At 41.0% G+C, this 20,331-nt stretch carries 24 protein-coding genes; 12 read left to right on the top strand and 12 right to left on the bottom strand.

Going from position 1 to position 20,331, the window contains the following annotated elements; genetic code table 11:
- Positions 1-39 precede the first annotated feature (39 nt).
- Positions 40-900, top strand: coding sequence for an RNA polymerase sigma factor RpoH (gene rpoH / locus Q8W26_RS07890; protein ID WP_101213382.1), 861 nt, complete (start codon positions 40-42; stop codon positions 898-900).
- 124 nt (positions 901-1,024) lie between these two features.
- Positions 1,025-1,324, top strand: coding sequence for a YkgJ family cysteine cluster protein (locus Q8W26_RS07885; RefSeq protein ID WP_101213381.1), 300 nt, complete (start codon positions 1,025-1,027; stop codon positions 1,322-1,324).
- Between the two features lie 16 nt (positions 1,325-1,340).
- Here the strand turns inward: Q8W26_RS07885 and Q8W26_RS07880 are convergent, their stop codons facing one another.
- The 3 genes from Q8W26_RS07880 to gpmM all read right to left on the bottom strand — a co-directional run bounded on the left by Q8W26_RS07880 (position 1,341) and on the right by gpmM (position 4,971).
- Positions 1,341-2,159, bottom strand: a complete 819-nt coding sequence (locus tag Q8W26_RS07880; protein ID WP_101213380.1) for a divergent polysaccharide deacetylase family protein — start codon at positions 2,157-2,159, stop codon at positions 1,341-1,343.
- 103 nt (positions 2,160-2,262) lie between these two features.
- Complete coding sequence (locus Q8W26_RS07875; RefSeq protein ID WP_101213379.1) at positions 2,263-3,399, bottom strand: murein hydrolase activator EnvC; 1,137 nt, start codon at positions 3,397-3,399, stop codon at positions 2,263-2,265.
- Positions 3,400-3,426: 27 nt separating this feature from the next.
- Positions 3,427-4,971 (bottom strand): 2,3-bisphosphoglycerate-independent phosphoglycerate mutase, encoded by a 1,545-nt coding sequence (gene gpmM, locus Q8W26_RS07870; protein ID WP_101213378.1) that lies wholly within the window; start codon positions 4,969-4,971, stop codon positions 3,427-3,429.
- 247 nt (positions 4,972-5,218) lie between these two features.
- On the opposite strand from gpmM, the gene Q8W26_RS07865 reads away from it, so the two are divergent.
- The 8 genes from Q8W26_RS07865 to Q8W26_RS07830 all read left to right on the top strand — a co-directional run bounded on the left by Q8W26_RS07865 (position 5,219) and on the right by Q8W26_RS07830 (position 10,818).
- Complete coding sequence (locus Q8W26_RS07865) at positions 5,219-5,647, top strand: rhodanese-like domain-containing protein (RefSeq protein ID WP_101213377.1); 429 nt, start codon at positions 5,219-5,221, stop codon at positions 5,645-5,647.
- 12 nt (positions 5,648-5,659) lie between these two features.
- Positions 5,660-5,914, top strand: coding sequence for a glutaredoxin 3 (grxC, locus tag Q8W26_RS07860; protein ID WP_101213376.1), 255 nt, complete (start codon positions 5,660-5,662; stop codon positions 5,912-5,914).
- Between the two features lie 58 nt (positions 5,915-5,972).
- Complete coding sequence (gene secB, locus Q8W26_RS07855) at positions 5,973-6,458, top strand: protein-export chaperone SecB (protein ID WP_101213375.1); 486 nt, start codon at positions 5,973-5,975, stop codon at positions 6,456-6,458.
- A gap of 1 nt (position 6,459) precedes the next feature.
- Entirely contained in the window at positions 6,460-7,470 is a 1,011-nt protein-coding gene (gpsA, locus tag Q8W26_RS07850) for an NAD(P)H-dependent glycerol-3-phosphate dehydrogenase (protein ID WP_101213374.1), read from the top strand.
- Between the two features lie 169 nt (positions 7,471-7,639).
- Complete coding sequence (locus Q8W26_RS07845) at positions 7,640-8,488, top strand: MipA/OmpV family protein (RefSeq protein ID WP_101213373.1); 849 nt, start codon at positions 7,640-7,642, stop codon at positions 8,486-8,488.
- On the top strand, positions 8,478-8,876 hold the full coding sequence (locus tag Q8W26_RS07840) for a DUF3019 domain-containing protein (protein ID WP_101213372.1): 399 nt from the start codon (positions 8,478-8,480) through the stop codon (positions 8,874-8,876). The genes Q8W26_RS07845 and Q8W26_RS07840 overlap by 11 nt, the downstream gene beginning before the upstream one ends.
- Positions 8,876-9,568, top strand: a complete 693-nt coding sequence (locus Q8W26_RS07835) for a response regulator (RefSeq protein WP_101213371.1) — start codon at positions 8,876-8,878, stop codon at positions 9,566-9,568. Before Q8W26_RS07840 ends, Q8W26_RS07835 begins: the two co-directional genes overlap by 1 nt.
- A gap of 2 nt (positions 9,569-9,570) precedes the next feature.
- The gene (locus Q8W26_RS07830) at positions 9,571-10,818 is read left to right on the top strand and encodes an ATP-binding protein (RefSeq protein WP_101213370.1); all 1,248 of its coding nucleotides are present in this window, start codon (positions 9,571-9,573) and stop codon (positions 10,816-10,818) included.
- A 9-nt stretch (positions 10,819-10,827) separates the two neighbouring features.
- Here the strand turns inward: Q8W26_RS07830 and Q8W26_RS07825 are convergent, their stop codons facing one another.
- From Q8W26_RS07825 to Q8W26_RS07810, 4 genes are read right to left on the bottom strand one after another with little or no spacing between them, the layout of a single operon-like run.
- Complete coding sequence (locus Q8W26_RS07825; protein ID WP_305472988.1) at positions 10,828-10,983, bottom strand: hypothetical protein; 156 nt, start codon at positions 10,981-10,983, stop codon at positions 10,828-10,830.
- A 2-nt stretch (positions 10,984-10,985) separates the two neighbouring features.
- A complete protein-coding gene (trmL, locus tag Q8W26_RS07820; protein WP_101213369.1) occupies positions 10,986-11,450 on the bottom strand; it encodes a tRNA (uridine(34)/cytosine(34)/5-carboxymethylaminomethyluridine(34)-2'-O)-methyltransferase TrmL in 465 nt (154 codons plus the stop codon).
- 55 nt (positions 11,451-11,505) lie between these two features.
- On the bottom strand, positions 11,506-12,891 hold the full coding sequence (locus tag Q8W26_RS07815; RefSeq protein WP_101213368.1) for an ATP-binding protein: 1,386 nt from the start codon (positions 12,889-12,891) through the stop codon (positions 11,506-11,508).
- A gap of 3 nt (positions 12,892-12,894) precedes the next feature.
- Complete coding sequence (locus tag Q8W26_RS07810; RefSeq protein ID WP_101213367.1) at positions 12,895-13,578, bottom strand: response regulator; 684 nt, start codon at positions 13,576-13,578, stop codon at positions 12,895-12,897.
- A 123-nt stretch (positions 13,579-13,701) separates the two neighbouring features.
- Between Q8W26_RS07810 and Q8W26_RS07805 the strand changes: the two genes are divergently transcribed.
- Both Q8W26_RS07805 and Q8W26_RS07800 read left to right on the top strand, forming a co-directional pair.
- Positions 13,702-14,235 carry a Spy/CpxP family protein refolding chaperone gene (locus Q8W26_RS07805; RefSeq protein WP_101213366.1) on the top strand — a complete coding sequence of 178 codons (534 nt, stop codon included), beginning with the start codon at positions 13,702-13,704 and terminating at the stop codon, positions 14,233-14,235.
- Between the two features lie 129 nt (positions 14,236-14,364).
- Positions 14,365-15,177, top strand: coding sequence for an ion transporter (locus Q8W26_RS07800; protein WP_101213365.1), 813 nt, complete (start codon positions 14,365-14,367; stop codon positions 15,175-15,177).
- A gap of 47 nt (positions 15,178-15,224) precedes the next feature.
- On the opposite strand, the gene Q8W26_RS07795 is transcribed toward Q8W26_RS07800, so the two are convergent.
- The 5 genes from Q8W26_RS07795 to glnA form a co-directional block, all read right to left on the bottom strand.
- Positions 15,225-15,566, bottom strand: a complete 342-nt coding sequence (locus tag Q8W26_RS07795) for an iron chaperone (RefSeq protein WP_305472984.1) — start codon at positions 15,564-15,566, stop codon at positions 15,225-15,227.
- Positions 15,567-15,617: 51 nt separating this feature from the next.
- On the bottom strand, positions 15,618-17,018 hold the full coding sequence (gene glnG, locus Q8W26_RS07790) for a nitrogen regulation protein NR(I) (RefSeq protein ID WP_101213363.1): 1,401 nt from the start codon (positions 17,016-17,018) through the stop codon (positions 15,618-15,620).
- The gene (glnL, locus tag Q8W26_RS07785; protein ID WP_305473020.1) at positions 17,018-18,064 is read right to left on the bottom strand and encodes a nitrogen regulation protein NR(II); all 1,047 of its coding nucleotides are present in this window, start codon (positions 18,062-18,064) and stop codon (positions 17,018-17,020) included. The genes glnG and glnL overlap by 1 nt, the downstream gene beginning before the upstream one ends.
- 133 nt (positions 18,065-18,197) lie before the next feature.
- Entirely contained in the window at positions 18,198-18,737 is a 540-nt protein-coding gene (locus Q8W26_RS07780; RefSeq protein WP_101213361.1) for a hypothetical protein, read from the bottom strand.
- Between the two features lie 134 nt (positions 18,738-18,871).
- Positions 18,872-20,281: a glutamate--ammonia ligase gene (gene glnA, locus Q8W26_RS07775; RefSeq protein ID WP_101213360.1), complete on the bottom strand. Its 1,410-nt coding sequence runs from the start codon at positions 20,279-20,281 to the stop codon at positions 18,872-18,874.
- Positions 20,282-20,331 lie beyond the last annotated feature (50 nt).

The raw sequence follows: 20,331 nt of genomic DNA, 5'->3' as shown, positions 1-20,331 counted from the left end.
CATGGTAGACTCGGTTCAGGTTTCAAATAGGAGTATCGAATGAGCGACACAATTCAATCTAACGCATTAATGACCGTATCATCGGGCAGCATTGAGTCTTACGTAGCATCAGCTGCACGTATACCTATGCTTAATGCTGAAGAAGAGCATGAATTGGCTTCTCGTTTGTATCATGAAGGCGATCTTAAAGCGGCACAAAAGCTTATTATGTCGCATTTACGCTTTGTTATTCATATTGCAAAAAGCTATTCAGGCTATGGTCTACCACATGCTGATTTAATTCAGGAAGGTAACGTGGGTTTGATGAAGGCTGTTAAGCGCTTTAACCCTGAAGTGGGTGTGCGTTTGGTTTCATTCGCTGTGCATTGGATTAAAGCTGAAATTCATGAATATGTGTTAAAAAATTGGCGTATCGTTAAGGTTGCGACAACTAAGGCACAACGTAAATTGTTTTTTAATTTAAGAAAAAATAAAAAGCGTTTAGGCTGGTTTAACCAAGAAGAAGTTAATGTTGTTGCGAAAGAGCTCGGTGTGTCATCAAGTGATGTGCTAGAAATGGAATCGCGGATGACATTATCTGATAGCTCGTTTGATTTGACCAACGATGATGATGATAGCGGCAGCACAGCAAATTTTGCACCCACACAATATCTTGAAGATAAGTCTTCAAATGTAGCGACCTATGTTGAAGAGAAAAACTGGGAAAGCCATGCAAATCGCAAGCTAAAAAATGCGATGGCTACATTAGATGAACGTAGTCAGCACATTGTCCAAGCACGTTGGTTGGCTGACGATAAAACAACACTACAAGATCTTGCAGCTCATTATCAAGTTTCTGCTGAACGCGTTAGACAGTTAGAAAAGAATGCTATGAAAAAACTTAAAGCAGCAATGGAATAATCGATTGTTGTTCATCAAAAAAAGCAGCCTTTAGCTGCTTTTTTTGTTTTTATACCAATTTCATTAATTGGTAAAACCATTCCGTGATGCCATCGGTTGACTGGTCTAGATAGGATCGTCAATCATGAAGGTAGTGACCCTCCAGAATTATAATGAAAAAATTTCGGCGATAGAGTGTCGCTTAGGTTGCGGAGCTTGCTGTATTGCTCCTTCTATTTCTTCTTCCATTCCGGGAATGCCAAAGGGTAAACCTGCTGGCGTACGTTGCATTCAATTAGATGCGAATAACTTATGTAAAATATTTGGTCAGCCAGAGCGACCTGCCGTTTGTACTGAGTTTAAAGCTGACCCTTTTATTTGTGGTAACAGTAATGAAAGCGCATTAGCGGTATTAACTGAGTTAGAAGCTATTACCATAGAATAAATTGCATCACGACGAGTTAAGGCGAGGTTGCAGGACTAGCGATTAGCGGTGTTGTTGTGAGGTTGGATAGATTCTGTGGTAATGAACGTTTTACTAATGTTGAGAGTGGTACGAGTGTGACATTATGGGACGCCAGTTTTGTTTCTATTTGTGATAGAAAAGCAATGGTTTGCGGGTGGGGGTGTGCGATAGCAATGGCGTATTCGTTACGTTTTGCTAAGCGAATTAGCTTTGAAAGTTGTTGATTTAGATAGTCTTGATCTAGTTGATTATCTAGAAATATATGCCGTTGGCCAGCAGGTACGCCATACTGTTGGGCAATAGGAACAATCACTGAGTGTGGGGTAGTTTTACTGTCGAGCATATAAAAATGTTGTTGAGATAATTCATCCATGAGCCATGACATTGGCTGAGCTTGTGCTGTTAGCTTACTGCCCATATGATTATTGACGCCTTTGGCATGAGGAACATTGGCGATGGCTTGGCGTATATGTCGACGTGCGGTCGCTTCATCCATCTCGGCTTTTAGTGCCCCAGTTCCGAGCAGATGGTTATTAGTCTTTGCTTCCATTGGAATGTGAATGATCACTTCACGTTTACTGTGATGAACCGCATTGGCTAAAGGTTGGGTTAATGGGGCAAAAGGTAAGATAGCATAGGTAAATTGGCCAGTCAGTTTTAGGGCTTGATAATCAGTCTGACGATAGCCAATGTCGTCGATAACAATAGCTATTTTATTGACTGTGGTAACAGGCTTTGCATTGGCATGTGGCTGAAATAAGAGAACTGCGACTAAAGTGAGCTGAGTTAGCTTGGATAGCAGGGCGCTAAGCATTGATGTCACATCTCCATTGGTGTTGAATCAAGTTATAATCTGCGCTCATTTCAACAGATTTTATTATGAATTGCTAACTTAATTTTTCTATTACTATCAATAGTTAGCTAGATTTTAACCATGACTGTGGGTTTATCGCTTTTCCTTTAAAGCGCATTTCAAAATATAAGCTGGGCTGGCTTTGGCCCCCACTTTGCCCGAGCAAGGCGATTTGCTCATTGGCATTAACATGCTCACCAGCATTTTTTAGTAGCGCTTGATTGTGACCATATAAGCTCATGTAACCATTACCATGATCGATTGCGAGCACTAAGCCAAAACCTTTAATCCAATCAGAGTAGATCACTTTTCCATGGTGAATTGCGTTAACTGACTGACCTTCTTTACCGCGTATTGTAATGCCTTTCCAGCGTAATTGACCGAGACGTTTTTGGCCAAATTTATAGACTAAGCTACCTTTAGTTGGGCGTGGTAATCGACCTTTAGCCTTAGCTAGGCCTGTTAAAGGTTTTGGCTGGCTAGCCGCTTTTTGTTGTTTTGCTTGTAACAATAATTGGTTGATATCTAACTCGGATAGTTGGTATTGCTCTAGTTTTTTGCTGCTAGTTTTGTAACTTTGCGCTAGTTTTTTTAACGATTGAGTGCGCTTGGTTTTATCTTTCTCTAAGGTTTTCTGCTCTTGTTGCTGTACTGTGGCGAGTTTATTAAGCTGTAATACACTGCTATTGAGCGCTGTAGTGAGTTTCTCTAACTTGAGTTGCGTTTGCTTAAGCTCATTTAATGAGTTTATCCGCGCTTTATTTAAATATTGGTAATATCCCAATAAGCGTTCATTCTTGTTGCTTTGTTGTTGGTTTAACAAGAGCTTAACTAGATCGTTACCCCCCGTCATATAAGCACTTTTTATTTGCTTACTGAGAGTCAATTGCTGTTTAGAACGCTGTGATAATAACTGTTGTTGTTGCTGTTCAAGCTGGGATTGTTTCTTTAAGGCTCTTTGCTGCTTTTGCTTGGTTTTATGTAATGCAGTTGCTGAAGCCGCAACTTGCTGTTCAACTTGCTTTAGCTGGTTGGTTAGCTGCTGCTGTTGTTTTTTCTGGTGCTGGAGTAACTGCTTTTGCTTGGATATTTTGTTTTGGATGTCTGTAAGTTGTTTATCCGAGTTTGGCGTTTGAGCGATGGCCAGTTGTGGGCTTATCACACTGCCTAATAGCAGCGCGATAAACACAGTAAATGACATTAGCTTCACAAAAAAAACGCGCAAATTCTAGCTCAGTTTCATTAGTGTTGAGCCAGTCATTTCTTCAGGGATCTCCATGCCCAATAACGTTAGCATGGTTGGTGCGATATCGCTTAACTTACCATTTTCAGTGGCAATAGCGTCTCGCCCCACATAGATAAACGGCACCGGTTCGCTGGTATGTGCAGTGTGTGCTTGACCTGATTCTGGACTAACCATTTGCTCTGCATTGCCGTGATCAGCGGTAATTAAGCATTCACCGCCGACGTTATCAAGCGCGTCGATAACGCGACCAATACAATGGTCAACGGCTTCACACGCCTTAACTGCGGCTTCCAGTACACCTGTATGGCCAACCATGTCACCGTTAGGGTAATTACAAATGATCACGTCATGTTTTTGCGCTGCAATAGCTTCAACAAGTTTGTCTGTTAGTAACGTTGAGTTCATCTCTGGCTGTAAATCATAAGTGGCAACATCTGGCGATGGTATTAATATACGGTCTTCACCGTTAAATACTGACTCTACACCACCGTTAAAGAAGAATGTAACGTGGGCATATTTTTCAGTTTCAGAAATACGAAGTTGTGTTTTGTTATGATCTTGTAACCACTCACCTAATACGTTGTCGAGCTTTTCTGGAGCATAAGCAACTGGTGATTGAATATCGTCAGCGTATTGCGTTAATTGAACAAAGGCACTAAGTTGAGGCGTTTTCTGACGTGTAAAGCCATTGAAGCTTGTATCTACGAAGGCGCGAGAGATCTCTCGAGCGCGGTCGGCTCTAAAGTTCATGAAAAATAGGGCATCACCGTCATTAATCGTGATGGTGTTACCTTGCTGGTCAGTGATTGCTGATGCTGCAACAAATTCATCGTTCTCATCACGAGCATAGGCTTGGTTTAATGCTTCTACTGGGCATGAGTACTGATGCTCACTCTGACCTAAAGTCATTAGGTTAAATGCCGCTTCAACACGGTCCCAGCGTTCATCACGATCCATGGCGAAATAGCGACCAATTAATGAACCGAATTGACCTTTACCAAGTTCTTTAAACAAGGCTTGGATAGCTTCGATTGACGCTAATGCGCTACGAGGTGGGGTGTCACGACCGTCTAAGAAGGCATGTAAATATATTTCTTTAGCGCCACGCTGTGCCGCCAACTTGATTAACGCAATAATGTGGCCATCGTGGCTATGGACACCACCAGGGGATAGTAAGCCCATGAGATGAACGGCTTTACCTGCATTTACGGCTTTATCAATATTGTCGACAAATACTGGGTTTTGATTGAACTCACCATCGCTAATCGCTTTATCGATACGGGTATAGTTTTGATAAACAATTCGGCCAGAACCGATATTAACATGGCCAACTTCAGAATTGCCCATTTGTCCATCTGGTAAACCAACGTCTTGCCCTGAGCCTGAGATCAGGGTGTGCGGCTGTTCCTGCCATAATTTATCGATCACAGGGGTTTTTGCGAGAGCGATAGCATTATTGGTTTGGTTTTCACGATAGCCCCAGCCATCAAGAATTAATAAGACTAAAGGCTTTTTCTGAGTCGACATCGATTTTTCCTAAGCGATTACAAGATATTTTCCCTGTATATTACACTGTCGCTTGGCGATAAAAAACTCTAAACCACAACATTGTTGACTATATATTATTCCATTAAAAGTTGATTTGAGGTTTGCTGTCATCGATTGTGGTATTGGTAACAAGTGGTATTGGTCTGTATACTAGGCGCAAGATTTATTATTTTTGCTACCGTCACTGATGGAGCAAGAGTTTCTGAGAAAATGATTAGGACAAAAAATGCAACAGTACATTGAATTTCTTCAGGCTAACCCTGTACTTACCTTAGCTTGGATTGGTATTTTTATTGCGCTAGTATTTACTAGTGTTAAAGCGGGTTTATCAACAGTTAAAAAGATTACTCATCAGCAAGCAACGTTATTGATGAATCGTGAAGGTGCAATCGTGCTAGATGTGCGAAGTGAAGCTGAATTTAAGAAAGGCCGAATCATTGATTCAATCTTGATGCCGTTATCTAAGTTAAAAAATAATGAGCTAGGAAGCCTTGAAAATAAAAAAGATAGTCCCATTATTGTTGTATGTAATACAGGAATGACTTCAGCACAGGCGTGTCAAATGCTACAGAAAGCTGGATTTTCTAATATTCATAACTTACAAGGTGGTATCACCGAGTGGCGCACAGCAAACTTGCCACTGACGAAAAAATAAAAGGAAAAGAAGATGGCTGACGTAACAATTTATACTCGCTCATGGTGTTCTTTTTGTAATCGAGCAAAAGGTTTACTCGAAAGCAAAGGTGTTGAATTCAATGAAATAGATATTGAAGAGCAACCTGAAATGCGTGAAAAAATGATTCAGTTAACTGGGCGTACTTCAGTTCCTCAAATTTTTATCAACCAACAAGCGATTGGTGGTTGTGATGACTTGTTCGCATTGCATACTAGTGACAAGTTAAACGGCTTATTAGCAGAATAATAAAAGCTATGTCGATTGATATAGCACTAACGAAGAATAATAGATAAAGGTACAATTCATGTCAGAAGTTAATGAAAACGCAGCAGTAAACAACGCAGCAGAAGCTCCAGCATTCAACATCCAACGTATTTTCACAAAGGATATCTCTTTTGAAACGCCTAACTCTCCAGCGATTTTCCAAAAAGAATGGACGCCAGAAGTTAAGTTAGATCTGGATACTCGTAGCAACAAGTTGGCTGATGATGTTTATGAAGTTATTTTATCATTAACGGTTACTGCTCAATTAGGCGAAGAAGTTGCATTCTTAGCTGAAGTACAACAAGCTGGTATCTTCTCTATTGCTGGCTTAGATGAAAATCAATTAGCTCACTCAATTGGTTCTTACTGTCCAAATATTTTATTCCCTTATGCCCGTGAAGTAATTGCTAGCTTAGTGAGTCGTGGTACTTTCCCACAACTTAACTTAGCTCCAGTTAACTTTGACGCGCTATTCGCTCAATACGTGCAATCACGTCAAGGCGAAGGCCAAAACGCAGACGCTTAATATGGCGATTGAATCTGCAGATATTGCTGTTCTAGGGGCGGGGTCTTATGGCTCCGCCCTTGCTATATGTTTAGCGCGTAATGAGCATAAAACATTGTTATGGGCACATAACCCAGAACATGTTGCGCAGTTAGCAAAAGATAATAGCAATGAAAAATACCTCCCTGGTGCGACATTCCCTCCGACCGTAACGGTCAATGGTGACCTTAAATCGGTAGTGGCTGCGACGAAAAATATATTAGTTGTAGTGCCTAGTTTTGCGTTTGCGCAAATGTTGGAGCAGTTGAAACCGTTATTGACTAAGGAGCACCGTTTAGCTTGGGCCACAAAAGGGCTTGAAGCTGATACTGGACGCTTGCTACAAGATGTCGCACGTGACATCTTAGGTGATGAAATCGCCTTAGCTGTATTATCTGGACCTACTTTTGCGAAAGAAATGGCCGCGGGCTTACCAACGGCAATCTCATTGTCAGCGAGTGAGGATGACTTTGCTGAAGATTTAGCGACCTTGTTACATAATGAGAAAAACTTCCGAGTTTATCGAAATACTGATTTTATCGGTATTCAGTTAGGCGGTGCTGTTAAGAACGTTATTGCTATTGGTGCTGGAATGTCGGATGGCTTAGGTTACGGTGCAAATGCCCGTACAGCTTTGGTCACTAGAGGTTTAGCTGAGCTGTGTCGTGTCGGGCAGGCTGTTGGTGCAGACCCAGCAACGTTTATGGGGATGGCTGGTTTAGGTGACTTAGTGTTAACTTGTACCGATAATCAATCACGTAATCGTCGTTTTGGTTTAGCCTTAGGTAAAGGTGTTGGTATTGAACAAGCACAGCAAGATATCGGGCAGGTTGTTGAAGGTTATAGAAATACCAAAGAGGTTTATCTATTAGCCCAACGATTAAAAGTTGAAATGCCAATTACCGATCAAATCTATCAAGTACTTTACCAAGGCAAAGCCCCTGTCGCTGCGGCAAAAGCATTGCTTGGACGCTCGCAAAAAGTCGAATCTTAGCTCCGCGTTTCTTTTAGTGCATCTCGGCATGTTGTCGCTGATGCATTATTTTGTACTTCCCTCCTATTCTGGTCACTGATTGTAGCTAATTGTAATCAAGTGTAATAGCGCATGGTATTTGTGTTATTTAGTGCTAAATTAGCCTTAGTTGATCGAAAAAGAACAAATTATGTATAAACAAATTATTGGCTGCTTAATTTTTTTGGCTTGCTCTAGTGTTGCTGCTGCTGAATGTGTTGAGGACAGTGAAAGTTGCGTTACTGTGGGGCAATGGCACTTGTCTGTGGCGGCAGGCTACGGTGAGCTATCGAACCCTCTTTATGGAGAGGAGGATATCGAGCTTTACCTCCTTCCTTCCATTAGTTATTACGGTGAAAAGTTTTACTTTGATGATGGTACTCTTGGCTATAGCTTTATTGAACTGCCTGACCTAACGGTTAGTGGTATCGTGAATATTAATAATCAATCGGTATTTTTCCGCCGCTGGCATCCAACGAATATTCTTCAGGGTAATATCATGTCATCATTTTCTGGGGATGTTGGTAAGTTATCAGCTGATATATCGAAGCTGCCGAAACGTAATATTGCAGTGGATGGTGGCATACAGCTTAATTATTATTTTAATAATAACTGGGCGTTTCAAAGCCGACTTATGCACGATATCAGTGGTGTCTATAAGGGCTTTAACGCTCAGCTAAAAGTTGATAAAAAGATTGCCGTGACTGATGATAAGCGTTGGCAAATTTTTCTTTCTTTGGGTGGCGATTGGCTTAGTCGTAAGTTGGTGAATTATTATTATGGATTACCGTCTAAACGCTTGGAACTATCTCAGGTATATGTTGGTGAGTCATCATTTAACCCGTTTGTTAGTGTAATGCAAAGCTATAAAATAAATGAACAATGGCGTGTGGCCATGTCAATGAAGTATCAATATTTGAATGATGGCGTGACGCAGAGTCCTTTAGTGAGAGATAATTACACGACTATCGCTTTTGCTGGTTTGGTGTATGATTTTTAACAAAAAAATACGCATCTTGAGTTTGTTGGGTTTACTTATTAGTGCTAGTCCGACTGCGTTTTCGCAGCAATCAGATATAAAACTGCAAATTAAGCCGCAAGCATGCATTGTTGATAAATTAGGCGAAAGCTGCCAATTAGTACTGCATGCTGATTGGCAATCGTCAATGGCTGTCGATCTGTGCTTAATGCAGCAACAACAGCAATTGTTTTGCTGGAAGCAGCGCAAGCAAGCAAAGTTTGATTTTAATGTTAGTTTAAGGGAAACAACCCTGTTTAGCTTGGTTGATGGCCAGCAGCAGATTTTAGCCAGCACTAAACTAAAAGTAAGCGCTGCGAATAACAAAAAATATCGCCGCCGCTTGAGACCAGATTGGAGTGTATTTTAATGAAGCATATTTTATTAGTTGAAGATGACGCAAGATTATCAGCCTTAATTAAACAGTTTTTAGTAAAAAATAGTTTTAAAGTGACGACATTAGATCGAGGTGATCATGCGGTTGATTTTATTAGAAAGAATAACCCTGATTTATGTATTCTTGATATTACCTTACCCTACCTAGATGGTTTTTCTATTTTAAAGGCGATTAAACCTGCTTATCAGAACCCGGTGTTATTCCTAACAGCAAAGGATAGCGACTTTGATCATGTTAGGGGCCTAGAGATAGGTGCGGACGATTATATTATTAAGCCTGTAGAACCTCATGTACTTTTAGCAAGGATTAATAGCGTACTACGTCGGGCAGTACAGCTAAAGCAAGCCCATATTAAGCAGCTGACTTTTGGTCAATTATCAATTGACCATGATACTAGAACAACGGAACTTAATGGTAAAGCAGTGGATTTAACTAGCCACGAATTTGAATTGCTATGGTTATTAGCCAGTAGTGCGGGTGAAGTCCAAAGTAGAGATTATATTCATCAACAAATGATTGGACGTGAATATGATGGCTTTGATCGTAGTGTTGATGTTCGTGTTTCAAGACTACGAAAAAAATTGCAAGATGACACTAAGAACCCTTACCGAATAATTACGGTGTGGGGTAAGGGCTATGTTCTTAGTACGACAGCGTGGGATTAACAATGACTCGAATGTTTGCCAGCTTATATGTAGTGATTGTGGCTGGCTTATTATTGATCAACTGGTCCTCTGAACTGATATGGCAAAGCTTGGTTAATGATGATGCTATTATTGAGTCACCACTCGAGGCACAAGCGAAGGTCGTGGCTCATACGCTCACTACCCATAATCAGGGTGAGTTGGCCGAAGCGGTTTCAGCACAGATAAACTTACTGGAGCCTGGTGACATATATTGGTCTTCTAGTCAGCGGCAAGTCTTAGATGATGGCTTGCCCTTATTGACGTTTGATCAAGAGGGTCAGCAACTAGTTTTTATCCAACATCAATATCAGCCGTATATTATTCAATTAGGCCCTATCGCTGTTCCTAGTGTTGATAATCGCTTAAAGTATCTTATTTTAGGCCTATCATACTTGGTTTTAGCCGCAGTTATCGCTCTGTGGGTGTGGCCGTTATGGCGAGATTTGTCTGAGCTTCAGCGAGGAAGTATGTCGCTAGGCAAGGGGCAATTAGATAGTAAAATAAAGGTATCTAGACGATCGGTAATAGCACCAATTATTCACACCTTTAATAGTATGTCACAACAATTAACACGCTTACTTGAGCAACAAAAACTACTGACCAATGCTGTCTCTCATGAAATTAGAACGCCATTAGCTCGATTGAAATTCTCATTTGCTATGCTAGATGAAAAAGAGGTCACGCAGTTGTCTGACATGCGTAGTGATGTTGAAGAGATGGAAAGTTTAGTGGAAGAAATGCTCAATTACGGCAGGTTAGAACGCCAAATGCATACGCTATCAGTATGTGACGTTAATATTACTCAACTCTTAACAAATTTGCATGACAAGTTATCCCGAGATAAAGAACTGCACATTGGGCTTCATTGCCCAGATGAACTAATATGGCATTGTGATGGGCATTATATCGAACGAGCTGTACAAAATTATGTTACTAATGCAGTGAAATATGCTCACTCGACAGTGATTATCACAGCGTCGATTGTAAAGGGGCATTTGTCAATTGTCGTTGAAGATGATGGTTCTGGCATTGCTCCAGAACAGTTTGCAGTGGTGTTTGATGCCTTTACACGATTAGATAAAAATAGTGGTCATCAAGCGAATGGGTTTGGTTTAGGGCTGGCGATAGTACAACGTATTATTGAATGGCATGATGGTGATTGTTGGGCTGAAGCATCACCGCTAGGTGGGGCAAAATTTTCATTTACCCTACCGCAAGTCGTCAATTAAAATAAGCGCTTATGTGTCATCATTGCGCTTTCTGTTCTCATCATCACATCGCGCGAAAGGCTTTTTGTCGTTGTGATGAACATCTGCATAAAACTCCATGCGACGACTAGATTGGTGGCGTTTCTTAATACGTTTTTTAAACCGAAATCGACTAGTATGGTTCATGATTACGTTGCTCCGTTATAGCCGACTTGACGCCATGCTTCATATACAATTACTGCGACAGCATTCGATAAATTCATGCTTCGGCTCTGAGGTAACATTGGAATACGAATGCGTTGCTCAGGTGGCAAGCTTTCGATTACCTCCATTGGCAAGCCTCGTGTTTCTGGGCCAAAAAGCAATAAATCGCCATCTTCAAAACCTGCGTCACTGTGGCTTTGTGTTGCTTTTGTCGTGCAAGCAAAAACACGTTGTGGCTTGATTGCATCGAGCATCGCTTGATAATTAGCGTGGCGTGATACATGTGTCATTTCGGCATAGTCTAACCCAGCTCGACGTAACTTCTTGTCATCGATATCAAAACCAAGCGGCTCAATTAGGTGTAAATGAAAGCCAGTGTTGGCACATAAGCGGATAATATTACCAGTATTAGGTGGGATTTCTGGTTCAAATAAGGCAACGTGTAACATGTTGTGCTCGATTGCGAGAAAGTATGTCTATTGTACCTAGCAACAGGGCTAATTACTAGGCTGGAACGATGACTGGCAGAGTGATGGTAATTGTTAAACCTCCCGACGGATTGTTTGTTGCCACGATGCTGCCTTGATGTCTAGAAACTGCTTCAAAAGCAATGGCTAAGCCAAGACCTGTACCGCCGGACGAGCGGTCTCGTGCGCTCGAAACACGGTAGAATGGAGTAAAAATATCTGCAAGGTGTTGTTTGCTCACCCCCATACCATCGTCGCTTATACTAATGATTAAGTCGTCATTTTGCTTTTTTACACTCAATGAAACGTTACTTTTGGCATACTTAATGGCATTGCGAATGATGTTTTCTATGGCGCTTGCTAAAGGCTCCCATTGAATACTCACGTTTAGATTCGGCTCAATCTCTGCTCGTAGGGTTGTATTGTGTTCATGAGCCTCGAATGTTGCATTATTTAGGATATCATCGATAAATTCATCGAATAAGCATTGTTCGTTAGGGTGGTCATTTACTAATTTGTATCGTGAAAGCTGAAGTAGTTGCTGCAACATCTTATCCAGTGCTTGTCCTTCTTGCTCAATACGTTGTGTTTCTGGTGTTTCTCCCAGTTGTTTACGCTGGATAGCATTCGCAAGTTGTAAGCGAGTCAGTGGGGTACGAAGTTCGTGTGATATATCACCGAGTAAACGCTGTTGGCTTGAAACCATATGTTCGATAGAGCTGGCCATTTCATCAAATGATTTGGCGAGTTGACCAATCTCATCATGGTGATTAAGGGCTATACCTTCTGCTCTTACGGCTAAGTTTCCTTGTGCTAGTTGCTGCGCACTTCGGTCTAAGGATTTAATTGGGCGCGTGATATGCCATGCTAATAAACCACAGCACAATGCGCTCACTGTCATGACGATAAATAGCGTCAGCCAGCGATTATCGCGTAATGTTGCGAGAAAGCTCATATGTCGCTTGTTGCTGAGGTCTCTAAGGTAAAGGCGGTAGCTTTGATCATTGTGTTTGAATTGGTATGGGCCAAACACTGTCCAGCGTTTGAAGTGATAGCTGCTACTTTTAGGATCTTCTTCATTTCTTATGATGGCTAAACTAATATCTTTTGGCAACTTTGTTCGGGCAACTGGTGAGTTATCATGATCAACGACAAATACGTTGGCCATTCTCCTACGCTTTTTCTTATATTGGTAATAATGTGAGCGATGAGAGTTTATTGCGTGTTGTACTTGTTTTATTCCATCACTTAATTGTTCTGAAGATTGCAGTATTTGGACGAATTTATGGTGATGTTTTAATTGTTCTGGCGCTAGGTTTCGCGATGCTTCAAACAGGGATGGCAGAGATAAAATCATGCCTGTGAGCAATAAAGTGATTAGCCAAAAGCCAATCACAATTTTGAGGAACAATTGTTTAGGCACGTATTAACCCTCTAGCCAGATGTAACCATGACCACGAACAGTCTTTATTCTAGGTAGGCTATCATCGCGAGGTGGTAACTTTTTTCGTAAGTTTGAGATGTGCATATCTAAGCTTCGATCAAAGGCTTGCAGGCGTTTTCCCAATACTTTTTGATTGAGCTCGTTCTTGTCGAGAAGCTCCCCTACATTATTGATGAGTTCAACTAGCAGCAAGTACTCTGTACCTGTTAAATCAATAATTTGATCTTTGCACTTTGCTTCTTGGCGGCCGTGATGCAATACGATATCGCCTAACGCTAACTGTGGCTTTGGTTGAGTGTCTTGAGTTCGCCTTAGAATAGCCTTAATGCGGGCGAGCAGCTCTCTATCATTGAACGGTTTCGGAAGGTAGTCGTCTGCGCCGAACTCAAGTCCAATGACACGGTCTATCTCATCACCTTTAGCTGTTAGCATTAAGACGGGGATTAAGCTGGTGTGGCGTAATCGCTTTAATACTTCAAAACCGTTGAGTTGCGGTAACATGACATCGAGTAATATTAGTTGATGCTGCTCTTGTTGTGCTAATGCTAACCCTGTGATGCCATCATGAGCTGTTGTCACGCTATAGCCTTCCATTACGAGCAATTGCTCAAGTAACTGGCATAGGTCAAGGTCGTCTTCGATCAATAATAAGCTATTTTTATTCATTATTTTATTTTAACGAGTGTCATCAAAAAACACACTTACTTTACACTTTTTTACATAAGCTATGCGTTGCTTTACATCACGACAGCTAAGATAAATTCACTACCAAGACGAAAGGAAATAAAGATGAAATTAACCACAAGTTTGATTGCAAGTGTATTAGCAACCTCAGTGATTGCATTAACGGCAACATCAGTCATTGCGTCAGAAAAGCATGGTGAGCAACATGGTAAAAAGCACAGTGTTGAACATAGAGTCGAGCACTTAACCAAGCGACTGGATTTAACGACAGCTCAGCAAGTATCGATTACCGATTTAATCAAAGAGCATAAAGCTAATCGTCCTGCGCGAGGTGATCGTGACGCAATGAAGGCTAAACGCCAATCAATGAAGCAGAAATTTAAAGCGATGATGGAGAACCCTGATTTCGATGAATCAACCGTGAAAGAATCAATCGAGCAACGCGCTAATGCTCAAACGGAACGCAAGGTGCAACAGTTAAAACTGCAGCACAGCATTTATCAGCAATTAAATGATGTACAAAGAGCAGATTATTTAAAGTTATTGAAGAAAAAAATGCGAAAAATGGCAAAACATAAAATGCACAACCGCAAGATGATGAAACATCATGACAAACATCACGGCCACAACGAAGGCTAGAGTGTTTATTTAGGAGCCGAGAGGCTCCTTTTTAATGGCTATTGTAATAAATAATTACATTCAGTATTTGACATATTATGTCTAATATCTAAACTCTGCTTTTCAATCATTTCTTAAGCGGAGGAAGGCGTGTTTAGTTCACTACAAATTTTGTTCAAACGTATCGATAATAATAAACTATTTCAGTCATTTATTATATTTGTCATTGTGGTTTCTGCATTGAGCGTTGGTGCACATACCTATTCGCTCCCTCCTTGGTTTGATCGTGCATTATATTTATTGGACCACGGTATAACCGTTTTTTTCTTAATTGAAATTGTGATTCGATATATTGCGTCGAAAGGTTTTAAAGATTTCTTCTCTAAAGGCTGGAATATCTTTGATGTCGTTATCGTCGTAGGTAGCTTAATTCCTGTCGCGGGCTCTACCGTTTTCATTGCACGATTATTACGAATCTTTAGAGTGCTGCGTTTAGTCTCCATGATCCCTGAGTTGCGGATGTTGGTTAACGCATTACTAAAAGCGTTGCCACAGATGGGTTATATTGCGTTGTTAATGTTTGTGATTTTTTACATTTATGCAGCGACTGGGAGTATGCTTTTTGCCAATATCAATCCTGACTTATGGCGAGATGTCTCGATAGCAATGTTGACTTTATTTCGTATCGCGACATTCGAGGATTGGACCGATGTCATGTATGAAACAATGGAAGTACACCCGCTTAGCTGGATTTATTACCTCAGCTTTATTTTCTTAACTGCATTTATTTTCTTAAATATGATGGTGGGTGTTGTTTTAGAGGTGATGACTAAAGAGCAGAGTACCTTTGATCAAGCCAAGCTAACAGATGATGAAAAACCAGCAACAGCAGCCCAAGTTCAAGCGTTACAGCGACAGATCGAGTTACTTAATCAAGCGATTATGGAACAACGTGATAAATAGCGGGTCGATTGCTTATGATTAAGGCTGCGATGGAAGGGGCTCTCCTTTTAGGTGTGTCGAAATTCCATCGCGCTTTTGATAATAATTTGTAAGTCTTTAAGAGGGATTTCGTCTTTATCTTTAAAGTTAATACAACCACGGCCTGTTTTAATGGTTGGGTGTTTTAACTTAAAGGCATCAATGTGTTGTGCAGAGCAGGTATAAACCGAGATATAGTGTTTTTGGTTGGCGACAGCGACCCAGCCTTCACTTGATTCAAATGTAGGCATTTTATGACGCATAGACTCCCTTGCCGTTGGATACAGTGTTTTTATAGTGTGTATAATTTGCTCAAGGCGGTTCTTTCTAATCACAGAGGAATCTTGTAAATATTCTTCAATGGTCATCATCAGTTCCTTAGTTAGCTGAAGGCCAGCGTGCTAAATATTCATAGTTTATGGTTATTGAATATTTAGCTCCTTAAGTTTACGGGTTAGTGTGTTTCTACCCCAGCCTAACTTTTTGGCAGCTAACTGCTTATGGCCAGAGGTATTGGTTAAAGCGCAATCGATGACAGTGCGTTCAAAGGCCGGCATTGCCTGTTCAAGTATAGCTTCATTTCCACTATTGAGTTGTTCCATACACCAATTTTTTAATGCTTGCTGCCAATCGCTTACTTCATTAAATTGTGGCTTATCTTGGGTAAGCTCTGGTGGTAAATCGTTAATTAATATCTCTTGGCCTGAAGCCATCACAGTTAACCAGCGGCAAGTGTTTTCTAGTTGCCTAACATTCCCTGGCCAATCTAGCTGGGTCATGTACGCTTGTGCATCTTTGCTCACCTTTTTTGCCTCGACCTTGAGTTCTTTAGCCGCTAGCGACAAAAAGTGGTTAGCCAGCGTTGGGATATCTTCGCGACGTTCAGCTAGACAAGGAATATGAATTCTAATGACATTTAGACGATGAAATAGATCTTCACGAAATTCACCTTCTTGCACTAGTTGTTCTAAATTTTGGTGTGTGGCAGCAATAATTCTAACATCTACCGAAACAGGTTGATGACCACCAACTCGATAGAATTGACCGTCGGCAAGCACTCGAAGCAACCGAGTTTGTACATCAAGAGGCATATCACCTATTTCATCGAGGAACAGTGTGCCACCGTTTGCTTGCTCAAAGCGCCCTTCACGTACACTATTTGCACCGGTAAACGCGCCCTTTTCATGACCGAATAGTTCTGATTCGATTAAGTCTTTAGGGATCGCTGCCATATTTAAGGCGATGAAGTTCTGCTCTTTTCGTGGGCTATGTTTATGTAATGCCTTGGCAACAAGTTCTTTACCTGTCCCTGACTGCCCATTAATTAACACACTGATGCTTGAAGAGGATAGACGACCGATAGCACGAAATACTTCTTGCATCGCCGGTGCTTCACCGATGATTTCAGGTGCCGAAGAGGTGGTGACAGTAGACTTTTTACGGCGTTTATTTTGCTCGTTACTATGCTCAATCGCACGCTGTATCAAACTAATGGCATCATCGATATCAAAAGGCTTGGGTAAGTACTCAAATGCACCGCTTTGATAGGCGCTAACTGCACTATCTAAGTCAGAGTGTGCGGTAATAATGATGACCGGAATGTCAGGGTAATGCTGCTGAACCCGTTGAAGTAATTCCATACCATCAGTTTCAGGCATGCGTACGTCAGAAACGATAACACTTGGTTGTTCATGTGATAATGCTTGCCATAAACTTTCTGCTGCAGCAAAGCTAGTGGCAGTAATGTTGGCACTACTGAGTGCTTTTTCAAGTACCCAGCGAATTGAACTATCGTCATCTAAAACCCAAACTTGCTCTGCCATTACATTTCCTTCTCATGGTTAACGGGTATGGTTACATTGAATTCGGTGTAGCCTGGACGAGATATGAAATCGACACGACCTTGGTGCTGCTGGATGAGCGTTTGTGCGATTGATAACCCTAGACCTGTACCTTCTGCTCGCCCTGTAACCATAGGATAAAACAGAGTCTGGCGTAATTCGTCGGGAATCCCAGGGCCATTATCAAGAATTTTTATTTCGATAGCTAAACGGTGGCGTTTACCATTGATGGTTAATTGATTGGCAACTCGTGTGATAATCTTTATTTCACCTTGTTTTGCCAAGGCTTGAATGGCATTTTGAATGATATTTAATAATGCTTGTTGAATTTGTTCTGGGTCGATTGAAATATCGGGGATACTTGGGTCGTAATCACGCTCGATATGAATTCCTGCGGGTAATTCAAAAGAAACGAGCTGAACTATTTTCTCTAATACTTGATGAATGTTGTGTTTACTGTGCTGATGGTGCTTATTTGGGCCCAGTAAACGCTCAACGAGATTATTAAGGCGATCGGCTTGCTCCATAATCATTTGGGTATATTCTTTGGAGTCATCGCTAAGCTGGCGATGAAGTAGTTGTGCTGCGCCACGTAAACCGCCTAAAGGGTTTTTTATTTCGTGAGCTAAGCCTTTGACCAGATCTTTAGCTAACTGCTGTTGAGTCATTTGTTGCATTTCTGCGGAAATACGTTGTTGTTGATCGACCTGACGTATTTCAAGTAATAAAAAAGGTTGCTCTTGCAACAGCGGGCTGACGCATAAATCAACGGTAACGCTACGTAGATCTAAACAGATTAAGGTGGCAAGGTTATCGGTAAAGCCTTGTTCCGTTTTAAATGATTGCTCGAAGAGTTGTTTACTGGAGCTTAAATGATGATAGACACTGGTGAGGTGGCTACCGACCATGCGTTTAGTACTTAACTTTAATAACTGTTCGGCGGCAGGGTTGTTATAGCAAATGTTAAGTTGTTGGTCGACGATGATAATACTAGTGACCATATTCTCTAAAATACTCACATTATGCAGTGTCGACATTCATTTGCTCCGTTCTGGAAAAGTCCATAATAGCATTTGCACCAAAGTGGTGCGAGTAAAAAGCGTTATTTACTGCTTCAGCTTATTATCGTAACAATAGCTTAGTGAGGTAGTGAAAAGTGCGTTATTTTGCCTTAATCACCGAAACACGATGCAAATAAATGATAGCTTCTTTTGATGTTGCAAGAATTTGGCCAGAACTTGATTGGAGCTGTGCTTTAATTTTTACTTCGCCTCTATCATGATTTTTTATATTATAAACAGTAGATTGCGATGGTTTTCCATGAGGTTTATTATTTAAAAATAATTGTATTTTATATTGGGCTTTTTTATCAATCGTTGGTTGCACCACAATGGTGAAGTTTCCGTTGTTGTCACGTATGGTATCACCATGAGCTGGTGAGTTAATTGTGATCGCAGGACGAACTTTGGATTTAGTTTTCTCTTTATCATCGATTAAGCTTTTAGACGTTGAAAGCGATCGTGAAACGGTTTGTTTTTTATTATTACGAGTACTTCTGTCTTTGATTAACACTGGCTTAGAACCAAGGAATGGTTTATCGGAATATTTCACAGAACCGTCGGGCATGACCTTCTTATACACTACCCCCGCTTGAGAGCCGTAAGTGATCGCTATCATCAATATGATTAATAATCTAAGCATAAGTTTACCTGTCTTCCATCCATGCAATCTTATTAGAATATAACAAAGCTAATAGTAGCGCCAAGATTTTTAGATAAAAAGTGAGAGCAAAAAAAAAGCCCGCCGAAGCGAGCTTTTGTATATATTACAATGAATTAAACGCTGTAGTACATTTCGAATTCAAGTGGGTGAACTGCCGCGTTTACACGGTCAACTTCAGCACGCTTAAGATCGATGTAAGCTTCGATAGCTTCTTTAGAGAAAACACCACCAACGGTTAAGAACTCGTAATCACTTTCTAGTGCAGTTAATGCTTGGTCAAATGACTCAGCAACCGTTGGGATTGCTGCTGCTTCTTCTGCTGGAAGATCGTATAAATCTTTATCCATTGCATCGCCAGGGTGGATCTTGTTTTTGATACCGTCAAGGCCAGCCATTAATAACGCAGAGAATGCTAGGTATGGATTAGCCGTTGGATCAGGGAAACGAACTTCGATACGACGTGCTTTCGGTGATGGTACCACTGGAATACGGATAGAAGCAGAGCGGTTACGAGCTGAGTAAGCAAGCATTACAGGAGCTTCGAATCCAGGTACAAGACGCTTATAAGAGTTCGTTGAAGCATTAGTGAATGCATTTAATGCACGAGCATGCTTGATGATACCGCCGATGTAGTAAAGAGCCATCTCAGAAAGGCCGCCGTACTTATCACCAGCAAATAAGTTTTCGCCGTCTTTAGCTAAAGACATGTGACAGTGCATACCAGAACCGTTATCACCAACTAATGGCTTAGGCATAAAGGTTGCTGTTTTACCAAATTCGTGTGCAACATTGTGTACAACATATTTGTATACTTGAATTTCATCAGCTTTTTCAACGATTGTGTTGAAGCGACATGCGATTTCATTTTGACCTGCTGTTGCCACTTCATGGTGATGTGCTTCAACAACTAAGCCCATTTGATCCATTAGTAGACACATTGCACTACGGATGTCTTGAGCCGAATCTACTGGAGATACAGGGAAGTAACCACCTTTTACGCTTGGGCGGTGACCTGTGTTGCCTTCTTCATATTCAGTGTTTGAGTTCCAACATGCTTCTTTATCATCAATTTCGTAAGATGCACCGCTCATTTCATTTTTGTAGCGTACGCTATCAAATAAGAAGAACTCAGGCTCAGGACCAAATAATACGTTATCAGCAAAACCAGCGCTACGCATGTACTCTTCAGCACGCTTAGCAACAGAACGTGGGTCACGGTCGTAACCTTGTAATGTATCTGGTTCTAAGATGTCACAACGGATGTTTAGAGTAGGGATGTCAGTGAATGGACATAAAACAGCAGTCGCAGGATCAGGCATCATTACCATGTCTGAATCGTTGATTGATTTCCAACCAGCGATTGAAGAACCATCAAACATTTTACCATCTTCGAAGAAGTCTTCGTCGATTTGGTGAGATGGGATACTAATGTGCTGCTCTTTACCTTTAGTGTCAGTAAAACGTAAATCAACAAACTTTACGTCATTCTCTTTAATTAACTCTAGAACATTCTCTATAGACATCTTTGTTTCCTTCAAATTTAGGTAATACAAACTTTAATTGTTTAACGTAA

It is taken from the genome of Psychrobium sp. 1_MG-2023 (assembly GCF_030689115.1).
GTDB lineage: Bacteria > Pseudomonadota > Gammaproteobacteria > Enterobacterales > Psychrobiaceae > Psychrobium.
Note: the sequence above shows the minus strand (reverse complement) of the source record. Positions and strands in the feature narration are given on the sequence as shown.

Bases quoted from the DNA above. Each gene is read 5' to 3' on its own strand.
- Q8W26_RS07880 (WP_101213380.1), bottom strand. From the start codon at position 2,159: ATGCTTAGCGCCCTGCTATCCAAGCTAACTCAGCTCACTTTAGTCGCA.
- Q8W26_RS07885 (WP_101213381.1), top strand. From the start codon at position 1,025: ATGAAGGTAGTGACCCTCCAGAATTATAATGAAAAAATTTCGGCGATA.
- Q8W26_RS07835 (WP_101213371.1), top strand. From the start codon at position 8,876: ATGAAGCATATTTTATTAGTTGAAGATGACGCAAGATTATCAGCCTTA.
- secB (WP_101213375.1), top strand. From the start codon at position 5,973: ATGTCAGAAGTTAATGAAAACGCAGCAGTAAACAACGCAGCAGAAGCT.
- grxC (WP_101213376.1), top strand. From the start codon at position 5,660: ATGGCTGACGTAACAATTTATACTCGCTCATGGTGTTCTTTTTGTAAT.
- Q8W26_RS07840 (WP_101213372.1), top strand. From the start codon at position 8,478: ATGATTTTTAACAAAAAAATACGCATCTTGAGTTTGTTGGGTTTACTT.
- Q8W26_RS07875 (WP_101213379.1), bottom strand. From the start codon at position 3,399: ATGTCATTTACTGTGTTTATCGCGCTGCTATTAGGCAGTGTGATAAGC.
- Q8W26_RS07780 (WP_101213361.1), bottom strand. From the start codon at position 18,737: ATGCTTAGATTATTAATCATATTGATGATAGCGATCACTTACGGCTCT.
- Q8W26_RS07825 (WP_305472988.1), bottom strand. From the start codon at position 10,983: ATGAACCATACTAGTCGATTTCGGTTTAAAAAACGTATTAAGAAACGC.
- gpmM (WP_101213378.1), bottom strand. From the start codon at position 4,971: ATGTCGACTCAGAAAAAGCCTTTAGTCTTATTAATTCTTGATGGCTGG.
- Q8W26_RS07845 (WP_101213373.1), top strand. From the start codon at position 7,640: ATGTATAAACAAATTATTGGCTGCTTAATTTTTTTGGCTTGCTCTAGT.
- Q8W26_RS07805 (WP_101213366.1), top strand. From the start codon at position 13,702: ATGAAATTAACCACAAGTTTGATTGCAAGTGTATTAGCAACCTCAGTG.
- trmL (WP_101213369.1), bottom strand. From the start codon at position 11,450: ATGTTACACGTTGCCTTATTTGAACCAGAAATCCCACCTAATACTGGT.
- rpoH (WP_101213382.1), top strand. From the start codon at position 40: ATGAGCGACACAATTCAATCTAACGCATTAATGACCGTATCATCGGGC.
- Q8W26_RS07810 (WP_101213367.1), bottom strand. From the start codon at position 13,578: ATGAATAAAAATAGCTTATTATTGATCGAAGACGACCTTGACCTATGC.
- Q8W26_RS07865 (WP_101213377.1), top strand. From the start codon at position 5,219: ATGCAACAGTACATTGAATTTCTTCAGGCTAACCCTGTACTTACCTTA.
- glnA (WP_101213360.1), bottom strand. From the start codon at position 20,281: ATGTCTATAGAGAATGTTCTAGAGTTAATTAAAGAGAATGACGTAAAG.
- gpsA (WP_101213374.1), top strand. From the start codon at position 6,460: ATGGCGATTGAATCTGCAGATATTGCTGTTCTAGGGGCGGGGTCTTAT.
- Q8W26_RS07830 (WP_101213370.1), top strand. From the start codon at position 9,571: ATGACTCGAATGTTTGCCAGCTTATATGTAGTGATTGTGGCTGGCTTA.
- glnG (WP_101213363.1), bottom strand. From the start codon at position 17,018: ATGGCAGAGCAAGTTTGGGTTTTAGATGACGATAGTTCAATTCGCTGG.
- Q8W26_RS07795 (WP_305472984.1), bottom strand. From the start codon at position 15,566: ATGATGACCATTGAAGAATATTTACAAGATTCCTCTGTGATTAGAAAG.